This window comes from Weissella sp. LMG 11983 (assembly GCF_025908495.1).
In the GTDB taxonomy this organism is placed as follows: Bacteria; Bacillota; Bacilli; order Lactobacillales; family Lactobacillaceae; genus Weissella; species Weissella fermenti.
On the sequence record NZ_JAOZFD010000001.1, the window covers coordinates 312,174 to 328,019 of the forward strand.

The following is a 15,846-nucleotide window of genomic DNA, read 5'->3' on the forward strand; positions in this document are numbered from 1 at the left end:
ATCTACGCTTATTGACGAGTAGCAGATTCATTTGCCGAGCTTGATGCGCTTGATGAACTCGAACTACTACTTGATGAAGATGACGAGCTTGATGAAGACGATGATGATGAACTAGATGAAGACGATGACGAACTTGATGACACAGCATCAGGGTTCTGTCCCTTCGAAATGTAAATCAACAGCATTTCATTAGATGTAATCTTCGTTCCTGGGGTGATAGATTGGGCCACAATTTGATCCTTACTCATACTGTCTGAATAAATCTCGTTATATGTGACACTGATGCCGTTTTCATGAGCCCACGCATCAACCGTTCCACGCGTCTTACCGCTAAAGTCGGGAACAGTGTAACGGCTTACCCCAGTTGATACCTTGAATTTGACAGTTGTCTTTGATGGCACAACCTTATCTTCGGCATCGATATTTTGCGATACGATGTAACCGGCTGGAATCGTATCATCAGCGACCTCAGTTTGCTCAACTGTATAGCCCTTATTCTTTAGATTTTCAGCAACCGTCGTGTACTTCTCGTTGACGTAATCACCAAAGCGAACCTTAGCAACCCCCTTGGACACGACCAAATCTACCTTCTTACCAGCTTCTACCGTCTTATCAGCTGAAGGCGTTGAGCGTACCACCTTACCCCGAGCAATGGTTGACGAGTTGGTTGTCGTCACATCACCGAGCTTCAAGTTATTGTCCTCAAGGGTTTGCTTGGCAGCAGCTTGGGTTAAGCCGCGCAAATTAGGCACGTGCACCTTACTTGGTTGCATTGCGCCGTAAATTGCTAGACCGACGACCATTGCCACGACGAAGCCAAGCACGAGCCACACGAAACGCCATGGTGAACGCTTCGTTTTTGGCGTGCCTGTTGTTTCAGGCAGTGCCGCCGCCTTGGCAGTCAATTGATCATCGGTTTCAGCAGTTGCCTTTGGTCGCTTAGCTGCCATATCTTGGATTTGCGCTAATGGCACAACCTTTGTTGCCCCATCGGCGGCATCTTCATTTGGATCAACCCAGCGCGCCTCATCCACGCGATTAGGTGATAACGCTGTCGCCAAATCACTAGCCATCTCAGTTGCAGATGCATAACGACTAAGTGGATTCTTAGCCGTCGCCTTGAGAATAACGTTTTCAAGGGCCTGTGGCATACGTGGGTCGAAATCACGGATTGACGGCATTGGCTCTTGGGTGTGCTTAACAGCGACCGCAACAGCTGTTTCACCGTCAAACGGTACATGTCCTGTTAGCATTTCATACAACATAATTCCAAGCGAATAAATGTCGCTTCGAACAGTCGCAATATCACCCTTTACCTGTTCAGGCGCCATGTAGTGCACTGAACCAATTGCTGTATTCGTCTGCGTCATACCGAATGACGTCTGTGCACGGGCAATCCCAAAGTCGGTAATCTTCGCTTGTCCATTTAGGTCAATCAAGATATTTTGTGGCTTTAGGTCACGGTGCACAATGCCGTTTTTATGCGCTTCAGCAACACCTGACAAGATGTCGCTCATAATTTCAATGACACGAGTCACCGGAATTGGTTGGCGTTCAGCGATGTAGCGCTTCAAATCCATTCCTTCAACATATTCGGTTACCAAATATTGTGAACCACCATCTTCACCGTAATCGTACACTTGAATAATGTTTGAATGCACCAAAGCCGTTGTCGCTGAAATTTCATTTTCAAACCGACGACGTACCGCCTCGTTATCGCGCATATCAAGCCGCATTAATTTAATTGACACATCACGATCAAGAATAATGTCATGGGCGCGATAAACGTTCGCCATCCCACCTTCGCCTAATGGTTCGACAATTCGGTAACGTCCGCCAATCATTTGATTCATTTCCATGTTAGCGTGCCTCACTTTCTTGTCGGCCGATCAAGACTGTGACATTGTCTGATCCACCAGCTTCATTCGTTGCACTGATCAATTCAGCAACTGCGTCAGTGATTGTCGGTGCGTCGTTAATCTTCGCCAAGATTTCCTCATCCGACACGTGCTTAGGCATCCCGTCAGTTGTTAAAACCAACATATCGCCTGGGCGAGTTGCAAATTCAAACACATCCGGTTCTGCCTCTTCAGTGACCCCTAATTGGCGGGTAATCACGTGGCGACCAGGGTGCTTAACTGCCTCGTCCTCAGTAATCGCACCGCGACGAACCAATTCACTTGCCAAATTATGATCAACCGTGAGTTGACGCAATTGACCGTCTCGAATGAGATAAGCACGTGAGTCACCCAAATTAGCAATCACTAATTGGTCTACCAATATGACGGCAATCACCAAAGTCGTTGCCATACCACGCAACGTTCGGTAACGATTGGACGTCGTTAAAATTGTTTCATTTTCTTGGGCCGCCTGGCTTTGTAGCCAGTTACGAGCCGCGACAATATCATGAATGTCAGTTTGTTGCCACTCATTACCAATGTGCGAAACCGCCATGGTCGCAGCAACATCCCCACCGTTCTCGCCTCCAACGCCATCAGCAACGATTGCCAGCTGTGCACCAGCTTCATTGATAAAGACGCCCACGTAATCCTGATTGTCGGCACGAACACGACCAGTATCGGACGCATACGCAATTTTCATAAAAATAAGCCTTCCTTTCAGCGGTTACTTGTTGATTAGGCTTGCTTCTTTTGCAACGTTGCAATGAAGAAACCGTCAGATTCAAAATCATCTGGGAACATGTGGACCATACCACGATCGTCACGAGCATCCAAATCGTAAGCTGTGTACGTTGGTACCAATTCGAAATCTGGGTGCTCAGCCAAGAACATATCAACGACATCTTCGTTTTCTGAACGCAAAATCGTGCAAGTACCGTAAACCATACGTCCACCAGCCTTTAGCTTAGGTGCAGCCGCTTCCAAGATACCCAATTGAATCTTTTGCAAGCTCAAGCTATCTTCAATACTCTTATCGTATCGAATTTCAGGCTTACGACGCAATAGGCCAAAGCCTGAACAAGGTGCGTCAACCAAAATACGGTCGAATTGACCGTCTGTAAATGCTTCATCAACCTTACGGGCATCCAACGTACGAGCATTGATACGATCAGCCACGTGCAAACGTTCTGCGTTTTGGTTAATCAACCCAACCTTGTGATCGTGGATATCAAGCGCTTCGACGTGACCACCCTCAGCGGCATTCAAATAAGTCGCAATTTGCGTCGTCTTACCACCAGGCGCAGCCGCTGCATCCAAAACTTGATCATCGGGTTGGATGTCCAAACTAGGTGCCATCAACATGGCAAATTCGTCTTGCAACGTAACCAACCCATCCTTGAAAGCTTGTGAACTAGCAACGTGACCACCAGCTAGAAGCAAAGCATCTGGTGTTACCTTTGATGGTGTCACCGTAAAGCCTTCTTCTTCCAGAATCTTCGTTGCATCGGCAACTGTCGTGACCGCCAAGTTTACACGCGCTGATTGCGCAGGTGCATCGTTGATTGCCATCGCAATACGTGACGCCTTCTCCCAGCCCAACTCTTCTGTCAATTGGTTAATCAACCAAGTTGGTAATGATGCTTCAACAGACAAACGTTCAACCTTGTCGGTAATTTCGTCAAATGAGCGCACACCTTCACGGTCAATCGCGTGAAGCACACCTGTGACAAACTTACGCACCCCATCGTGGCCACGACGCTTCGCAATATTAATTGCTTCATCAAAGATTGCGTGATTTGGCACCTTGTCCAAGAACTTCATTTGGAACAAAGACACGTACAACAACTCGCGAACCCATGGGTCCAACTTTTCTGGCTTCTTCACGAATGGCTTCAACCAGTACTCCAAAGTCATGCGACGTTGAATAACACCGTAAACCATCGTTGTCATCAAGTGAACATCACGTTCATCCAATTCAGCTTGCTTAACCGTATTGTTCAACTGCAAATTTGAATAGGCACCATTACGAATCTTCTCAAGTGTTCGAATGGCCATGGCACGTGCATTGTGCAGCTCCCATTCGGCAACTTTGTTACTACTTCCCTTGCTCATCGGTAATCACCATGTCTCCTTCTTCGAACTTAGCGTGTCCATTTAAGTACGCCGTTACGTCCATCTTCGGCTTACCAGCTGGTTGCAACTCATCAATTGCAATGATGTTGCCATCGCCAGCAGCTAGCCACAAATCATGCTTGCCCTTCTTAACAACCGTTCCGGCTGGTGCCGTTGTTGTTTCGTCAACCAAGTGGGTACGCTAAATCTTCGTGCGTACGCCGTTAATCGTGGTGTGGGCGATTGGGAATGGGTACAAGCCACGCACATGGTTGTGAAATCTCACGTGCTGAGCGGCTGAAATCCAAAATTTCCTGTTCTGGTGAAATGTTTGGTGAGAACGTCACGTCTTCTTCGGCTTGAGGCTCAGGTTGTACATCTCCGGCAATCAACTTAGGCAACGTTTCCAGCAACAAGTCCCGTCCCAATAGGCTCAACTTATCAAACAATGTTCCTGTGTTATCGTCATCCAAGATAGGCAACGTCGCACGTGAAATCACATCACCGGCGTCCATCTTCTTCACCATGTACATGATTGAGACACCTGTCTCAGCATCGCCGTTAAGCACAGCGTAGTGAATAGGTGCGCCACCACGATACTTTGGTAGCAATGATGCGTGAACGTTAATCGCAGCAATTTGTGCTGCTTCCAACAACTTGGTTGGCAAGAATTGACCATAAGCTGCCGTAATCAACAAATCTGGTTGCATCGCAATGACTTCTGCCATTTCCTCCGAACCAGAAAGCTTTTCAGGTTGCAAGACCTTAATGCCTGCGGCAACGGCGGCTTCCTTTACTGGCGTTGGCGTCATTACACGCTTACGACCAACTGGACGATCTGGTTGCGTCATTACAGCCGCAACCTCGTAGTCATCATTTGCAATCAATGCATTCAAAATTGGCACAGAAAAGTTTGGGGTTCCCATAAATACAATCTTAGTTGTCATGTTGCCAGTCTCCTTTTTATATGTATGAGGCGCATAAAAGCGCCTCTTTTATGTTCTAAATGAAGTTCACAGGGTCACGGTCAATCGTTAAGGTGACACCTTGTTTTTGTAGTCGTTGTCCGGCCGAAACAAGTTCCGTTAACGCTTCTTCTAACCCATCATCATGCTTAAACTTAATCACCATACGGTAGTAGTACTTATTCTTCAAACGTGCGATTGCACCGGTCGAAGGACCAAGCAAAACTGAGTCAGACGCCAAATGGCGCTTGAGCCAGTTCGCTGTCTGATAGGCAACCTTGGCCGCCTCATCTTGACGTTCATGGGCAATCTTAATTTGCACCGTGTAGAAGTACGGTGCGTACTGCCAAGTATGACGTAGATTCATTTCTTGTTTGTAGAATGACTCATAGTCCTGCGTCTTGGCCAACTGAATGGCATAGTGATCAGGGTTAAAGGTTTGGATCACCACTTCACCTTCCTTATCAGCACGCCCTGCACGACCAGCCACTTGAGTAAGTAGTTGGAAAGTACGTTCAGAAGCGCGATAATCCGGCAACCCAAGTGTGGTGTCAGCGTTTAGCACACCAACCAACGTGACATCTGGAAAATCCAGACCTTTGGCGATCATTTGGGTACCCAATAGGATATCCGCCTTCTTCTCACCAAAATCATTCAACATCTTGTCAGTGGCACCCTTACGACGCGTAGTATCGACGTCCATACGGATAATGCGTGCATCAGGCATAATGCGTTGCAACTCTTCTTCAACCTTTTGCGTACCCGTACCATAAGGACGGATACGGTCAGAACCACAGTTGGCACAAGTCGTTGGAATTGGTTCGCTGTAGCCGCAGTAGTGGCATTCCAAACGGCCTGTGTCCTTGTGCACCGTCAAAGCCAAATCACAGTTCACACAACGTGGCGTATAACCACAGTTACGACACATCATGAAGTTGGCATAGCCACGTCGATTCAACATCAGGACACTTTGTTCCTGCTTGTCCATGCGGTCGCGGAGTTGCGTCAATAATTGTGGTGAGAAAATATCATCCCCACCCGCCTTCATTGCTTCACGCATGTCCACAACTTCCGCCTTTGGCAACGGATTGTGCAACGCACGCTCCGTCAACGTTAGCAATGTGTAGACACCGCGTTGCGCACGGGCGCGACTTTCCAATGACGGTGTCGCTGACCCCAATACAACCGTTGCATTGTGATACTCGGCACGCCACAGCGCAACATCGCGGGCGTGATAACGTGGATTCTCTTCTTGCTTATAAGTTGCTTCGTGCTCTTCATCGATGACGATTAGGCCTATGTTTTCTAATGGTGCAAAAATAGCTGAGCGTGCACCCACCACTACCTGCACTTCATGACGCTCGACACGACGCCACTCATCATAACGTTCGCCATCTGACAAACCTGAGTGCATCACCGCCACATTGTCGCCAAAACGTCCCTTCACACGGCGCACCATTTGTGGCGTCAACGTAATTTCTGGCACCAACATCAAGGCTGTTTTACCATTGGCCAACGTATGGGCAATGCTTTGCAAGTACACCTCGGTTTTTCCTGAACCGGTAATACCTTCTAGCAAAAAGGTCTGATTCTCAGCTTTATTCAAGCTAGCCGTAATGGCATCATAAGCAACTTCTTGCTCTGGGTTTAACGTCAAAGCTTCCGTTGCAGCTACTGGGCTGCTCAAACGTGGCAATCGATATTCTTCAATTTCGGCACGCGTAATCCAGCCCTGTTCCTCAGCTTTTTTAATCGTTGGATAATCAAGATGTTGTTCATCAATAACAGTCTTAATTGGCATAAAGTCACGTGGCGCCGTCATCAAAAAGGTCAACAAGCGCGCTTGCTTAACCGCCGTCTTACGTAACTGACGACGTTCATTATCGTAAAAGTCAGCGTCTTGGGTTGGCTTCATCGCCAACACGGTTTTAGCAGTGGCACGGTTGTCCACGACGTACCCAACTTGCAAAACACCTTGTCGTTGTAAACGCTGCAATTTAGGCAATAGCGCTGGTTCAATTTCATGTTCGTCAAACGGAATTTCAGAACGATCCGCAAATAGCAACGCAACGGCTGCATCATCCGTAATCGCATCCGGGTCAACCAGTTGTAACGTCTTCGAATACTTGGCGCGCATCACGTTAGGTAACATTGTTTGCAAAACACTAATGCGGAATGAAAAATTCGTTTCCGCTAGCCAGCCGCCAAGTTGCAAGAGCTCATCATTCAGCACCGGCGTTAGTTCCACAACGCTATCAATGTCTTTCAACTTGTCAGAGTCTTCAGCTTCGTTAATGATGCCGACGACGAATCCCTGAATCAAACGATTCCCACGGCCAAATGGTACGACAACGCGCATACCATCAACGACAATATCTGCCAACTCAGCCGGAATCCGATAGGTATAGGGCTGATTAGTCTGCATTGCCGGTACATCGACAATCACTTGTGCATACATGTAATATTTTCCTTTCATCTGGTCTCTATATTCAATAAGTCTAAAATTTGCTCACTCTATTTTACCAAACTTAGGCAAATCCCCCTAATGACGCCCGATACGCTTTATATTTCCTTTGGTTTTACACCAATTAAAAAGGCCAAGACATCACTGTCTTAGCCAATTTTTATTCTGAGTCACGTTGATTTTTAAATCTTGTCATCGTTAGTTTCACCGCTTCATGCATGAACACATCTAATTCAGCAAATGATGGTGGCATTTGCCAAATAAATAAACGCTTGTTCGGTGCCAGTGGCATCAAATGGTCGGCCAACACAGCGTCTGCAATCGTTGGATCCTCAATATAATCAATGTTCAACTCATATCGACGGCGTAGCAATGACTCAATTTCTTGTTGTAATCCCGGATTATCAAATTCAAGCATAATCGTCATCTTCGGAATCATCACATCACGACTGATGGCATGCAAAAAGACATTGTAAAACATCGCAAATAATCGTGAACGTATCTCATGACTTTCAACCCCAAAATGTTCTCGTATCCCATCAAACACTTGTTCAGTAAAAAGCTCATACTCTGGTAGCAAGGAATGTCGTGGCATCTGATCGTCATGCCCGCGATAATCAATTTTGTATAAGAAATAAACCGCAATCATTGCTCGGTCAAGATTAGTCTTAATATCATCCTCTGTGTCCGCCGGCATCAGCGTTCTAAACTGACGCAAATACTGCTGCTTGATGATGTCGATAATGCCGTTGTAGAAACGGAAATAGTGACGGTCCGCATTTGCTACCAAGCTTGTCTGCAAAAAACCATTACTAATCAATGCGGTCATGCCGTATCGGATTTCCCGGTTTAAATGGCCAGGCGTGATGTTGGTAAACCTTTCCGCCATTTGCTTTACTTTGTCATACACCGCTGCCATTTGTGGATTAAAATCGGGCGTATCAACTAGGACATCAAAGTCATTGTCGCGGGGGATGAAACAGGCAACGCCCATACGTGCGACCCAAACCGCAACGGTAATCGCCATAATGTATTTGCGCCGGACTGAGAGTTTTTTATTTTGTGAAAACTCATAGTAACCGATAATTCGTTGGACGCATTGCATGGTTTCTTCGTCGAAATAATTTCCCAAATCATCGACTGTATCCGTCGCACCGAAAATTAACCGCTCATACATGATGCGCAACACGGTTTCATTTCCTTCAAGTCGATTCGCTGAATTTAGACGAACCCCACTCGCACCCAGACGTTTATTTAATTCGTGCTTGTCTTCGTTCAAATGATTTAAATTCACACCCGATTTTTTGGCAATCTCATTTAATGAAAACGGCCGATCCTTTAACGTCGCAATCAATAGTTGGAAAGCATGCGACTCTAGCGTGTACTTACGCTCCATTCTGACTAGACTCACGCTGTAGCCAGGCAACCAATGAATGATGCGTGTATCGGCATCGTACACCAGTTGGATGTGACGAGGAATATGGTTTTCTTTTTCATCCGCAATCAGTTCCGTGACTAACGTTTCGGTCATGTACTTTGACCACCCAAAACGGGTCTCAATTTCTGCTAACGTCATAAAACTGCCACTGCTTTGGTATAAAAAGCGGAACAGTTGTAACTTCTTATATTCGCGTTTTCCCAATAACCATTCCATCACGAAACTCCCCTACTTGCGCTAATTTACTTGAAATAGTAGCACACGGCGTCATATAACCTCGTGAAGAAAGATTGAAAAAAGACCTAATTCAGTAATATCAGGTCTTTTTGTACTATTCATATTTGTGCTTAAGCTTCAGGTGCGTTGCTCAACGTCCAAGTCAAAGTTGTTGTGTACGTGTCAGCCAAAGCAGCGTTGGCTGGGACCGTCAAGGATACACCATCATCAGTGTGATTCGTTGTGTTAGCCGTTCCTTGGAATGATGCGAAGTAGTTACCAGGCATCGTGCCTTGCTTAGCATCCATAACCGTGCTGTTTTGATCAGACAATGTGTTGGCTTGGTGGGTAATCGTTGAAGTATCACCGTTTGCCAATTCAGACACAGCAGGGTCAGCAAGCTTCAGTTGGGCTCCCTTCAAAGTTGAACCCTTAGTTCCGGTGAAATCGCTGTCTTGCTTAACTGACAAGTTCCAACCAGTTTGGACGGCACGCTTGTCTGAAACTTCAGTATAAGCTGGAATGAACTTGCCATTCTTAGTTGCCAATTGCTTAGCAGCGTATGATTCTTGCTTTGAGCTGATCGTGTGTGAATCAAAGTCAAAGTCCGTTGCCCAAACCAACTTCAATAAGGCCTTTGAATCGTTTCCGTTGTTACCTGGTTGGTCAGGTGTGTCTGGGTTTTCTGGATCCGTACCAGGCGTTACTGGCTTGTCTGGGTTTTCCTTAGGTGCTTGGAAGGCAACCTTGGCATCAGTCTTTGCCGTGTTGTCCGTGTACGTTGCTGCAAATGCAGTTGATGATGCCATCAACGTTCCCAAAATTGCCGTCGTTGCCAAAAATACAGTCTTCTTCATGATAGTTCCCTCTTTCCTTAAATATCAAAAATCCCAAAATTTTTCTCATTACCATGTCTTGCTTGGCGGGGCATGGTAACCCGCTTTCAGCCAAATTGTCATTTATTCCGGTACCGTTCCTAATGTCCAAGTAATTGTGCCGTGATAATCTTTTCCCGCTTGAGCTTGTTGCGCTGGCTTTTCAAATCGCAGTCCAACCATGCCCGGGTTAGCATCATTAATCGTTGTTTCAGTAATGCCATCGGTCGATTCGTTTGACTGATTGGCAATTTCTGTTTCGTACTCACTGTTGATTGTGAATTGTCCACCTGCTAGCTCCAATGTTGGCTTGCCGACCATGAAATCTTGATCCAACTTGGCAGTTAGTCGCCAGTTGCGGTTGGCCATGGTTGCATCTGTGTGGGCAACATATAGGCTGCCGTGCACGCTCTTGGCATGCTTCGTGGCGTTTCTTTGGTAATACTTATCGCCAACTGTAATCGTGCCAAAATCCATCTCGTCTGGCGCAAATACTTTGAACATGCCCTTGTAAGTGACTGTTTTGTCCAACGTTTCAGCAGCGTTTTGATCAATGCTGTCCCAATGAACCGTTGTCACATCTGGTGTATATCCTTTAACTTCCGGCGTCTTCACGTCTTGCCAAGCAGCCGGCGTTTCCAACTTCACCTGACCTGTGTATTTATCAGTTGTTCGTGTGAGTTGAATGCTTTGCACGTTATCCTTTGGTAACTGTGCAGCTGGCAATCCTTGATAGTGAACCGTGCGCTTGTACGTTACTTGTTCGTCACTTGTATCATGGGCCACGTGAATGATGACCGGTTGGTTCGTCACATTATTTTGATCGTCTGCCGTAACGGTCCCAACGTTATTTTCCAAGTGGACGATGTGCGTGTTTGCCGGCACTAGGTTCTTTAAATCTGTGATTGCGTAGTTGAAGTCTTGCCCAATCACTACCGGCATCGTCGCATCGGCCAACTTGTTGTTAGGGTCGGTATCATCGACCAGTTGGACAGGTAACTTACCAGATACCGCATCATAACGAACTGTGATGACATTTTTTGAGGTGTCTTCAGTTGTTGTGATGGTGCGGTCGGTAGCTGTGCCAGCTAGGGTGGCGTGGGGGATGCTTGGTGCAACCCAATTTTCTTCACCGTTTCCAGAGACCGAAATCTTTGCACCGATGATGCTGTCAATTTGCGCATCGTCAGCAAGTTGATTACCATCTTTGTCGACAAAATGTACTGTCGTCGTTGTTGTATCGTACGTTCCTGAAATTTCAGAGAGCGTAACCGAAATGCGATCACCGAATGCATTGCCGTTAATCGTCGCGATTTGACCAACGTAAAGACGATTAATGTCATTGGGAATCGCAACGGTTTTTGATAACCCTTTATCTGTCGTAACACTTAGTCGTCTTAACTGTGCATCATAATGTGCCGTATACGTACTATTTACCGCGCCATTTTCACGTCGTACATCACCCAACGGGTTTGTCGCACCTGACACGCTTTGTCGCAAAATGTCTTGCGTACCACGATTATCAGCTCGAGCTTGCGTTCCTAGCGCTAACTGCCAAGCAACATTTTCTAGGGCGTAACCAGCACGACTCCCCATGCCCCACATGTCACCCATTTTGTAATCACCGATTTTTTGTGATTGTGAGAACTCGCTGGCCTTCGCAGTCGATAGCACAAGGCCGACGAATCCCGTTGAGAACTTTTCATTTGGCCAAGTTGTGGTCATCCCCCACCAATTCTTTTCACCATCTGACGTCATTTTTGCGGTTGTCTCAATGTCAAAGTTGCTTTTTAAACTCAGCGGGCGCTCGAATGCCGCTGATCCAGCACCACTAATTGACGATTCCGCGTTGATGAACGTCCAACGCTTATCTTTCGTATTATAGTAGGGCTTTGGAAAGGGGTTGATACCGAAGTTCGTTCCCTTCGCTGTGTTTGTAACTGAGTGGTCACCGTCAAATTGTGAGGCATCAGGTGTCGTATTGCCTGCAGTGATATGTGAGCCAGGCTGCAAGGTTTTGTCATCCGCGAATGCCATTTCCACCGACATACTCAAAGTTGCCGCAACGCCGATCAGCACAATCAGTGGCTTTATTAAGTTATTAGTTTTGATTACCCTCATTGTTGGTTACCTCACTAACGCTCATTTGCAATCGGCGCAACTCAGCTGTGCGCTTGCGATCGCGTCGTACTAAGAAGATGATTAGCAAAATCAAGAGAATGACTGCCAAAATCATCAAAGCGATTTGCCAACATGCCCAGTGGCTGATTGTGACATTACGTTGGTTCATAGCGCGGGCTTGATCAGCTGCCACAACAAACGTTTGTTTGAAATGCCAGTGACCTTGCTTAGCCGTTAAGTCGATATCGGCCACATACTTACCTGGCTGCAATTTTTGTCCGTCCGCCATCATCATCGTGTAGTCGAAGTGACTATTAGGTGCGACCTTTTGATTCTTTTTATCCCCAGATAGCACTTGCTTGTGATCCTTAGCCGTGTAAACCACCGCATGCGACTTCATGTCAGTGATGAATGCCGGTTGATCGTTTTGCAGGCGGGCCAAGATAGCCGTGTGATAGTTCACCGTTGCTGGCTGAACCTGATGCATACGCAAGTTTGGTGTTACCGCGTCGTCTGATTCGTGTAGCACAACACCCATGTCGTAGGCGTAACGATTGCGAATTTGCACCCCACTATTTTGTGTTTTACCGGCTTCTGGGTCGGTCACAAATGAGATACCCCCCACTGCGATACCGTTAAACCGTTGGCTTTGAACCAACAACTTGGCGCTTACTTTGATGGTACCGTGTGCTGGAATGGTCACACTCTTTGGTACGGTAATCATGCTACCGACGTTGGCTGTCATTGATTCGTCTACTTTAATCTTGTTCTTACCATATTCGATGACCCCATTATCATTAGTGGATGCCGGATTAGCACTCATGTGAACAAGCATTGGCTTATCACCGTCATTCATCAATGTCATCTCTAGGTTTTGTTCTTGTCCCGGTTCGACCTTCAAGTCGTAATAACCAGTCTTTGTATCAATTTGTGATGCTGGGAAAATTGGATCAACGCCGAGGGCACTATTATCAGCAAAGGCAGTTGTTGCAACTTGACTCATGCCGAATGTCAACGCAGTCGCTAATGCAATTTGTAGCTTTCTCTTCATGTCTCTTTCCTCCTCTTCCTTACACATAGAAGTTTAGCAAAGCCAGCATTGTTCGGAATAACTGTCTTAGAATGGAGTAGATACGACGTGATAAGAAGATTATTTTTTTGAGTAATCAAAAAATATCCGCGAAAGTCGTTGCGCGTTTTTCCGATTTGTCGGATTTAAAATATAAAAAACGACCAACCTCGCGATTTGCGAGGTTGGTCGTTTCTTGTGTTAGGTGTGAAATATCGGTTTCACTTATATTAGCGTTAAATTACTTAGCAGCTGGCGTTGCTGGTGTTTGCGTTGCTGGAACATTATTTAATGTCCAAGTTAGTGTCGTGTTGTATTGCTTGGCCAATGCAGAACCACCAGGAACAGTCAACTTAACACCATCGTACGTTGGAACATCGTCCTTCATTGTTGAATCATCCTTACCATTGAAAGTGGCAAAGTAGTTACCAGGCATGGTGCCCTTGGCAGCATCCATTACTAAGCTGTCTCCAGTAGTTAACAACTTAGTAATTCCATATCCCTTAACACCGTCAAACTTAGCGTTGCCTCCCTTAGTGGTAGACATTGAAACAGCCGGGTTAGCGAAGGTCAAAAATGCGCCCGTCAAAACATCATTATCTGATGTCTTGAACTCATCATCTTGCTTAACAGTTACATTCCAACCTTCAGCCTTACCACCTTCGTCTGAAACTTGAACATAAGCAGGCCCGTAGTTTGTATCACTCATTGGAATCTTTTTTGCGTCCAATACTTGCGTCATAGACTTAATTTCGTTCTTTGATCCAAAATCAAGATCCGGTGCCCAAACCAATTTCAAGTCTGCCTTTGACGTGTTTCCCGGATTATCAGGTTGATTAGGTGTCACAGGGTTTGGATTGTCTGGGTCAGTTCCAGGGGCTACTGGCTTATCTGGGTTTTCCTTAGGGGCAACAAATGTTACCGTTGCCTTCGTTTGTGCAGTTGAGGCATCCGGATCACCTTGCTTTGCAGGATATTGCGCAGCAAGTGCAACTGATGAAGCCATCAAGCTAGCCAATACGGCTGTTGTGGTCAAAAATACTGTCTTCTTCATTTTAAATATACCTCAATATCTATAAATTAATTTTTAGCAGGGACAGACTCAAGCGTCCACGTCAATGTAGTTGAATAATCATCAGCCAAAGCTGAGTTACCAGGGATTAGCAATTGAACACCATCTGTTGTGTCACCTGTTTCAGTAGGGTTACCGAACATGGCTGAATACTCACCAAAGTGGTGAGCGCCAGTTGTTGACATGATAATCGCATCACCTGTAGTTTGATCAATAGTTTGTGACTTTCCTTGGACATCAGTCGTTGTAACCCCTGTACCATCTACTGGTGTTACGGTAGCAATATTAATTTGTGCACCATTAATCTTGTTTGTTTTAGCTGCATTCTGGAATTCTGCATCTTGCTTTACCTTCAATTGCCAACCTTCAGCAGTTCCACGCGTATCAGATACTTTTGCATATGGAACAGTCTTTTCATTGGTTGCTTTCCCGTTCGCGTCAACCAAACCAATTGTTTTCACAGGCGCCTTTGAAGATTGCGCAGACAATTCTTTAGATCCAAAATCAAAGTGTGAAACATATTTCAACATTAAATCAGCCGTGTTGGTATTTCCCGGGTTTCCATCAGAAGGGTTATCTGGCTTACCTGGCACATTGGGTTGCACTGGATTCTTGTCAGGCTTTGTCAGCGTAACATTCGCCGTACTCTTTCCAGTAGTTGCGTCAGAATATGTTGATTGATTTGCAGGTGTATCCGCAAATGCAACTGTCGATGCCAACAATCCACCTAAAACGGCGGTAGTGGCCAAAAATACTGTCTTCTTCATTAGAATGACCTTCTTCCTCTTATATATTAACTACATAATGCGTCACGTTCTTCTTCGGTGGAGCATGGCGCCCCGATGCTGAAAAATCATTCATGACACTGGTACCGTATCTAGCTGCCAAGTAATTGTTCCGTGGAATTCTTGCTCATTCTTACTAAAATCTAAATTAGCTTTTTGCAAATTAGAGGTGTTTAACTGAGCAATTTCGGGCATATGAGCTTCCATTCCCCCTTGAATCAAAACCCATACGCCAGGCTGATCAGGTGCATTGTTCCAGTCCGTGGAGTTATAAATATCTTTACTCTGACTATCAATTGTTCTTGTATATTGTTTTACTTGATCTGCATTGTACAAAGTAATAGATGGTGTTCCTGGCATAAAGTCGTTCTCAATTTTAGCTTTCAGGTACCACTTTGCATCTGGATTTACACTGTTTATGACTCTTAAATCTCCAGTTATTTTTTCAACATTTTTTGGCTTTTCACCATAGAATTCGGGACTTCCCATTTGGATTTTTCCAAAATCAAAATCTGGCGCAATCACTTTCGTAACCTTGCCATAGGTGACCGTAACAGTTACGTCTGCCCGGCTATCTTTAACAACGTCATCCCATGTAAATACATTATTAGAAAGATGGTCTCCTAAATCATGTCCCGCTAAATCTTTGACGCTGATAATGCCATACCCATTTGCTTCCAAATTAGGAACATTAACTGGATTAAATCCACCCTGGGCATCCACTATATGGCCATCAACCGCGTCTTTATGCATTGTAATTTCCGGATTTTGACTAACGTCCTGGGGTAACCCTTTCATTCCATTTGGTCCAACGAAGTGGATATTACG

General features: G+C 45.7%; 11 protein-coding genes and 1 pseudogene. All 12 read right to left on the reverse strand.

Features of this window, described 5'->3' with window-relative positions:
• Positions 1–8: 8 nt before the first annotated feature.
• The 12 genes and pseudogenes from pknB to OIT45_RS01750 all read right to left on the reverse strand — a co-directional run bounded on the left by pknB (position 9) and on the right by OIT45_RS01750 (position 15,771).
• The gene (gene pknB / locus OIT45_RS01695) at positions 9–1,859 is read right to left on the reverse strand and encodes a Stk1 family PASTA domain-containing Ser/Thr kinase (protein WP_199404136.1); all 1,851 of its coding nucleotides are present in this window, start codon (positions 1,857–1,859) and stop codon (positions 9–11) included.
• 1 nt (position 1,860) lies between these two features.
• Complete coding sequence (locus OIT45_RS01700; protein WP_135797472.1) at positions 1,861–2,601, reverse strand: Stp1/IreP family PP2C-type Ser/Thr phosphatase; 741 nt, start codon at positions 2,599–2,601, stop codon at positions 1,861–1,863.
• A gap of 35 nt (positions 2,602–2,636) precedes the next feature.
• On the reverse strand, positions 2,637–4,013 hold the full coding sequence (gene rsmB, locus OIT45_RS01705) for a 16S rRNA (cytosine(967)-C(5))-methyltransferase RsmB (protein ID WP_264330208.1): 1,377 nt from the start codon (positions 4,011–4,013) through the stop codon (positions 2,637–2,639).
• A pseudogene (gene fmt / locus OIT45_RS01710) lies at positions 3,997–4,960 on the reverse strand (methionyl-tRNA formyltransferase). The gene rsmB and the pseudogene fmt overlap by 17 nt, the downstream one beginning before the upstream one ends.
• A gap of 55 nt (positions 4,961–5,015) precedes the next feature.
• Positions 5,016–7,436, reverse strand: coding sequence for a primosomal protein N' (priA, locus tag OIT45_RS01715; RefSeq protein WP_199404143.1), 2,421 nt, complete (start codon positions 7,434–7,436; stop codon positions 5,016–5,018).
• A 166-nt stretch (positions 7,437–7,602) separates the two neighbouring features.
• Positions 7,603–9,096 (reverse strand): helix-turn-helix domain-containing protein, encoded by a 1,494-nt coding sequence (locus OIT45_RS01720; RefSeq protein ID WP_199404134.1) that lies wholly within the window; start codon positions 9,094–9,096, stop codon positions 7,603–7,605.
• Positions 9,097–9,227: 131 nt separating this feature from the next.
• Positions 9,228–9,953 carry a WxL domain-containing protein gene (locus OIT45_RS01725; RefSeq protein ID WP_199404133.1) on the reverse strand — a complete coding sequence of 242 codons (726 nt, stop codon included), beginning with the start codon at positions 9,951–9,953 and terminating at the stop codon, positions 9,228–9,230.
• 102 nt (positions 9,954–10,055) lie between these two features.
• Positions 10,056–12,092 carry a mucin-binding protein gene (locus tag OIT45_RS01730; protein WP_199404132.1) on the reverse strand — a complete coding sequence of 679 codons (2,037 nt, stop codon included), beginning with the start codon at positions 12,090–12,092 and terminating at the stop codon, positions 10,056–10,058.
• Positions 12,073–13,143, reverse strand: coding sequence for a DUF916 and DUF3324 domain-containing protein (locus OIT45_RS01735; protein ID WP_199404131.1), 1,071 nt, complete (start codon positions 13,141–13,143; stop codon positions 12,073–12,075). The genes OIT45_RS01730 and OIT45_RS01735 overlap by 20 nt, the downstream gene beginning before the upstream one ends.
• 259 nt (positions 13,144–13,402) lie before the next feature.
• On the reverse strand, positions 13,403–14,215 hold the full coding sequence (locus tag OIT45_RS01740; protein WP_199404130.1) for a WxL domain-containing protein: 813 nt from the start codon (positions 14,213–14,215) through the stop codon (positions 13,403–13,405).
• Positions 14,216–14,241: 26 nt separating this feature from the next.
• Positions 14,242–15,000 carry a WxL domain-containing protein gene (locus tag OIT45_RS01745; RefSeq protein ID WP_199404129.1) on the reverse strand — a complete coding sequence of 253 codons (759 nt, stop codon included), beginning with the start codon at positions 14,998–15,000 and terminating at the stop codon, positions 14,242–14,244.
• Positions 15,001–15,090: 90 nt separating this feature from the next.
• Positions 15,091–15,771 carry a hypothetical protein gene (locus OIT45_RS01750; protein ID WP_264339790.1) on the reverse strand — a complete coding sequence of 227 codons (681 nt, stop codon included), beginning with the start codon at positions 15,769–15,771 and terminating at the stop codon, positions 15,091–15,093.
• Positions 15,772–15,846 lie beyond the last annotated feature (75 nt).

What these genes read in the sequence shown, in the direction of transcription:
- pknB (WP_199404136.1), bottom strand. Translation starts at nt 1,859, where the DNA reads ATGGAAATGAATCAAATGATTGGCGGACGTTACCGAATTGTCGAACCA.
- OIT45_RS01700 (WP_135797472.1), bottom strand. Translation starts at nt 2,601, where the DNA reads ATGAAAATTGCGTATGCGTCCGATACTGGTCGTGTTCGTGCCGACAAT.
- rsmB (WP_264330208.1), bottom strand. Translation starts at nt 4,013, where the DNA reads ATGAGCAAGGGAAGTAGTAACAAAGTTGCCGAATGGGAGCTGCACAAT.
- priA (WP_199404143.1), bottom strand. Translation starts at nt 7,436, where the DNA reads ATGTATGCACAAGTGATTGTCGATGTACCGGCAATGCAGACTAATCAG.
- OIT45_RS01720 (WP_199404134.1), bottom strand. Translation starts at nt 9,096, where the DNA reads ATGGAATGGTTATTGGGAAAACGCGAATATAAGAAGTTACAACTGTTC.
- OIT45_RS01725 (WP_199404133.1), bottom strand. Translation starts at nt 9,953, where the DNA reads ATGAAGAAGACTGTATTTTTGGCAACGACGGCAATTTTGGGAACGTTG.
- OIT45_RS01730 (WP_199404132.1), bottom strand. Translation starts at nt 12,092, where the DNA reads ATGAGGGTAATCAAAACTAATAACTTAATAAAGCCACTGATTGTGCTG.
- OIT45_RS01735 (WP_199404131.1), bottom strand. Translation starts at nt 13,143, where the DNA reads ATGAAGAGAAAGCTACAAATTGCATTAGCGACTGCGTTGACATTCGGC.
- OIT45_RS01740 (WP_199404130.1), bottom strand. Translation starts at nt 14,215, where the DNA reads ATGAAGAAGACAGTATTTTTGACCACAACAGCCGTATTGGCTAGCTTG.
- OIT45_RS01745 (WP_199404129.1), bottom strand. Translation starts at nt 15,000, where the DNA reads ATGAAGAAGACAGTATTTTTGGCCACTACCGCCGTTTTAGGTGGATTG.
- OIT45_RS01750 (WP_264339790.1), bottom strand. Translation starts at nt 15,771, where the DNA reads ATGCATAAAGACGCGGTTGATGGCCATATAGTGGATGCCCAGGGTGGA.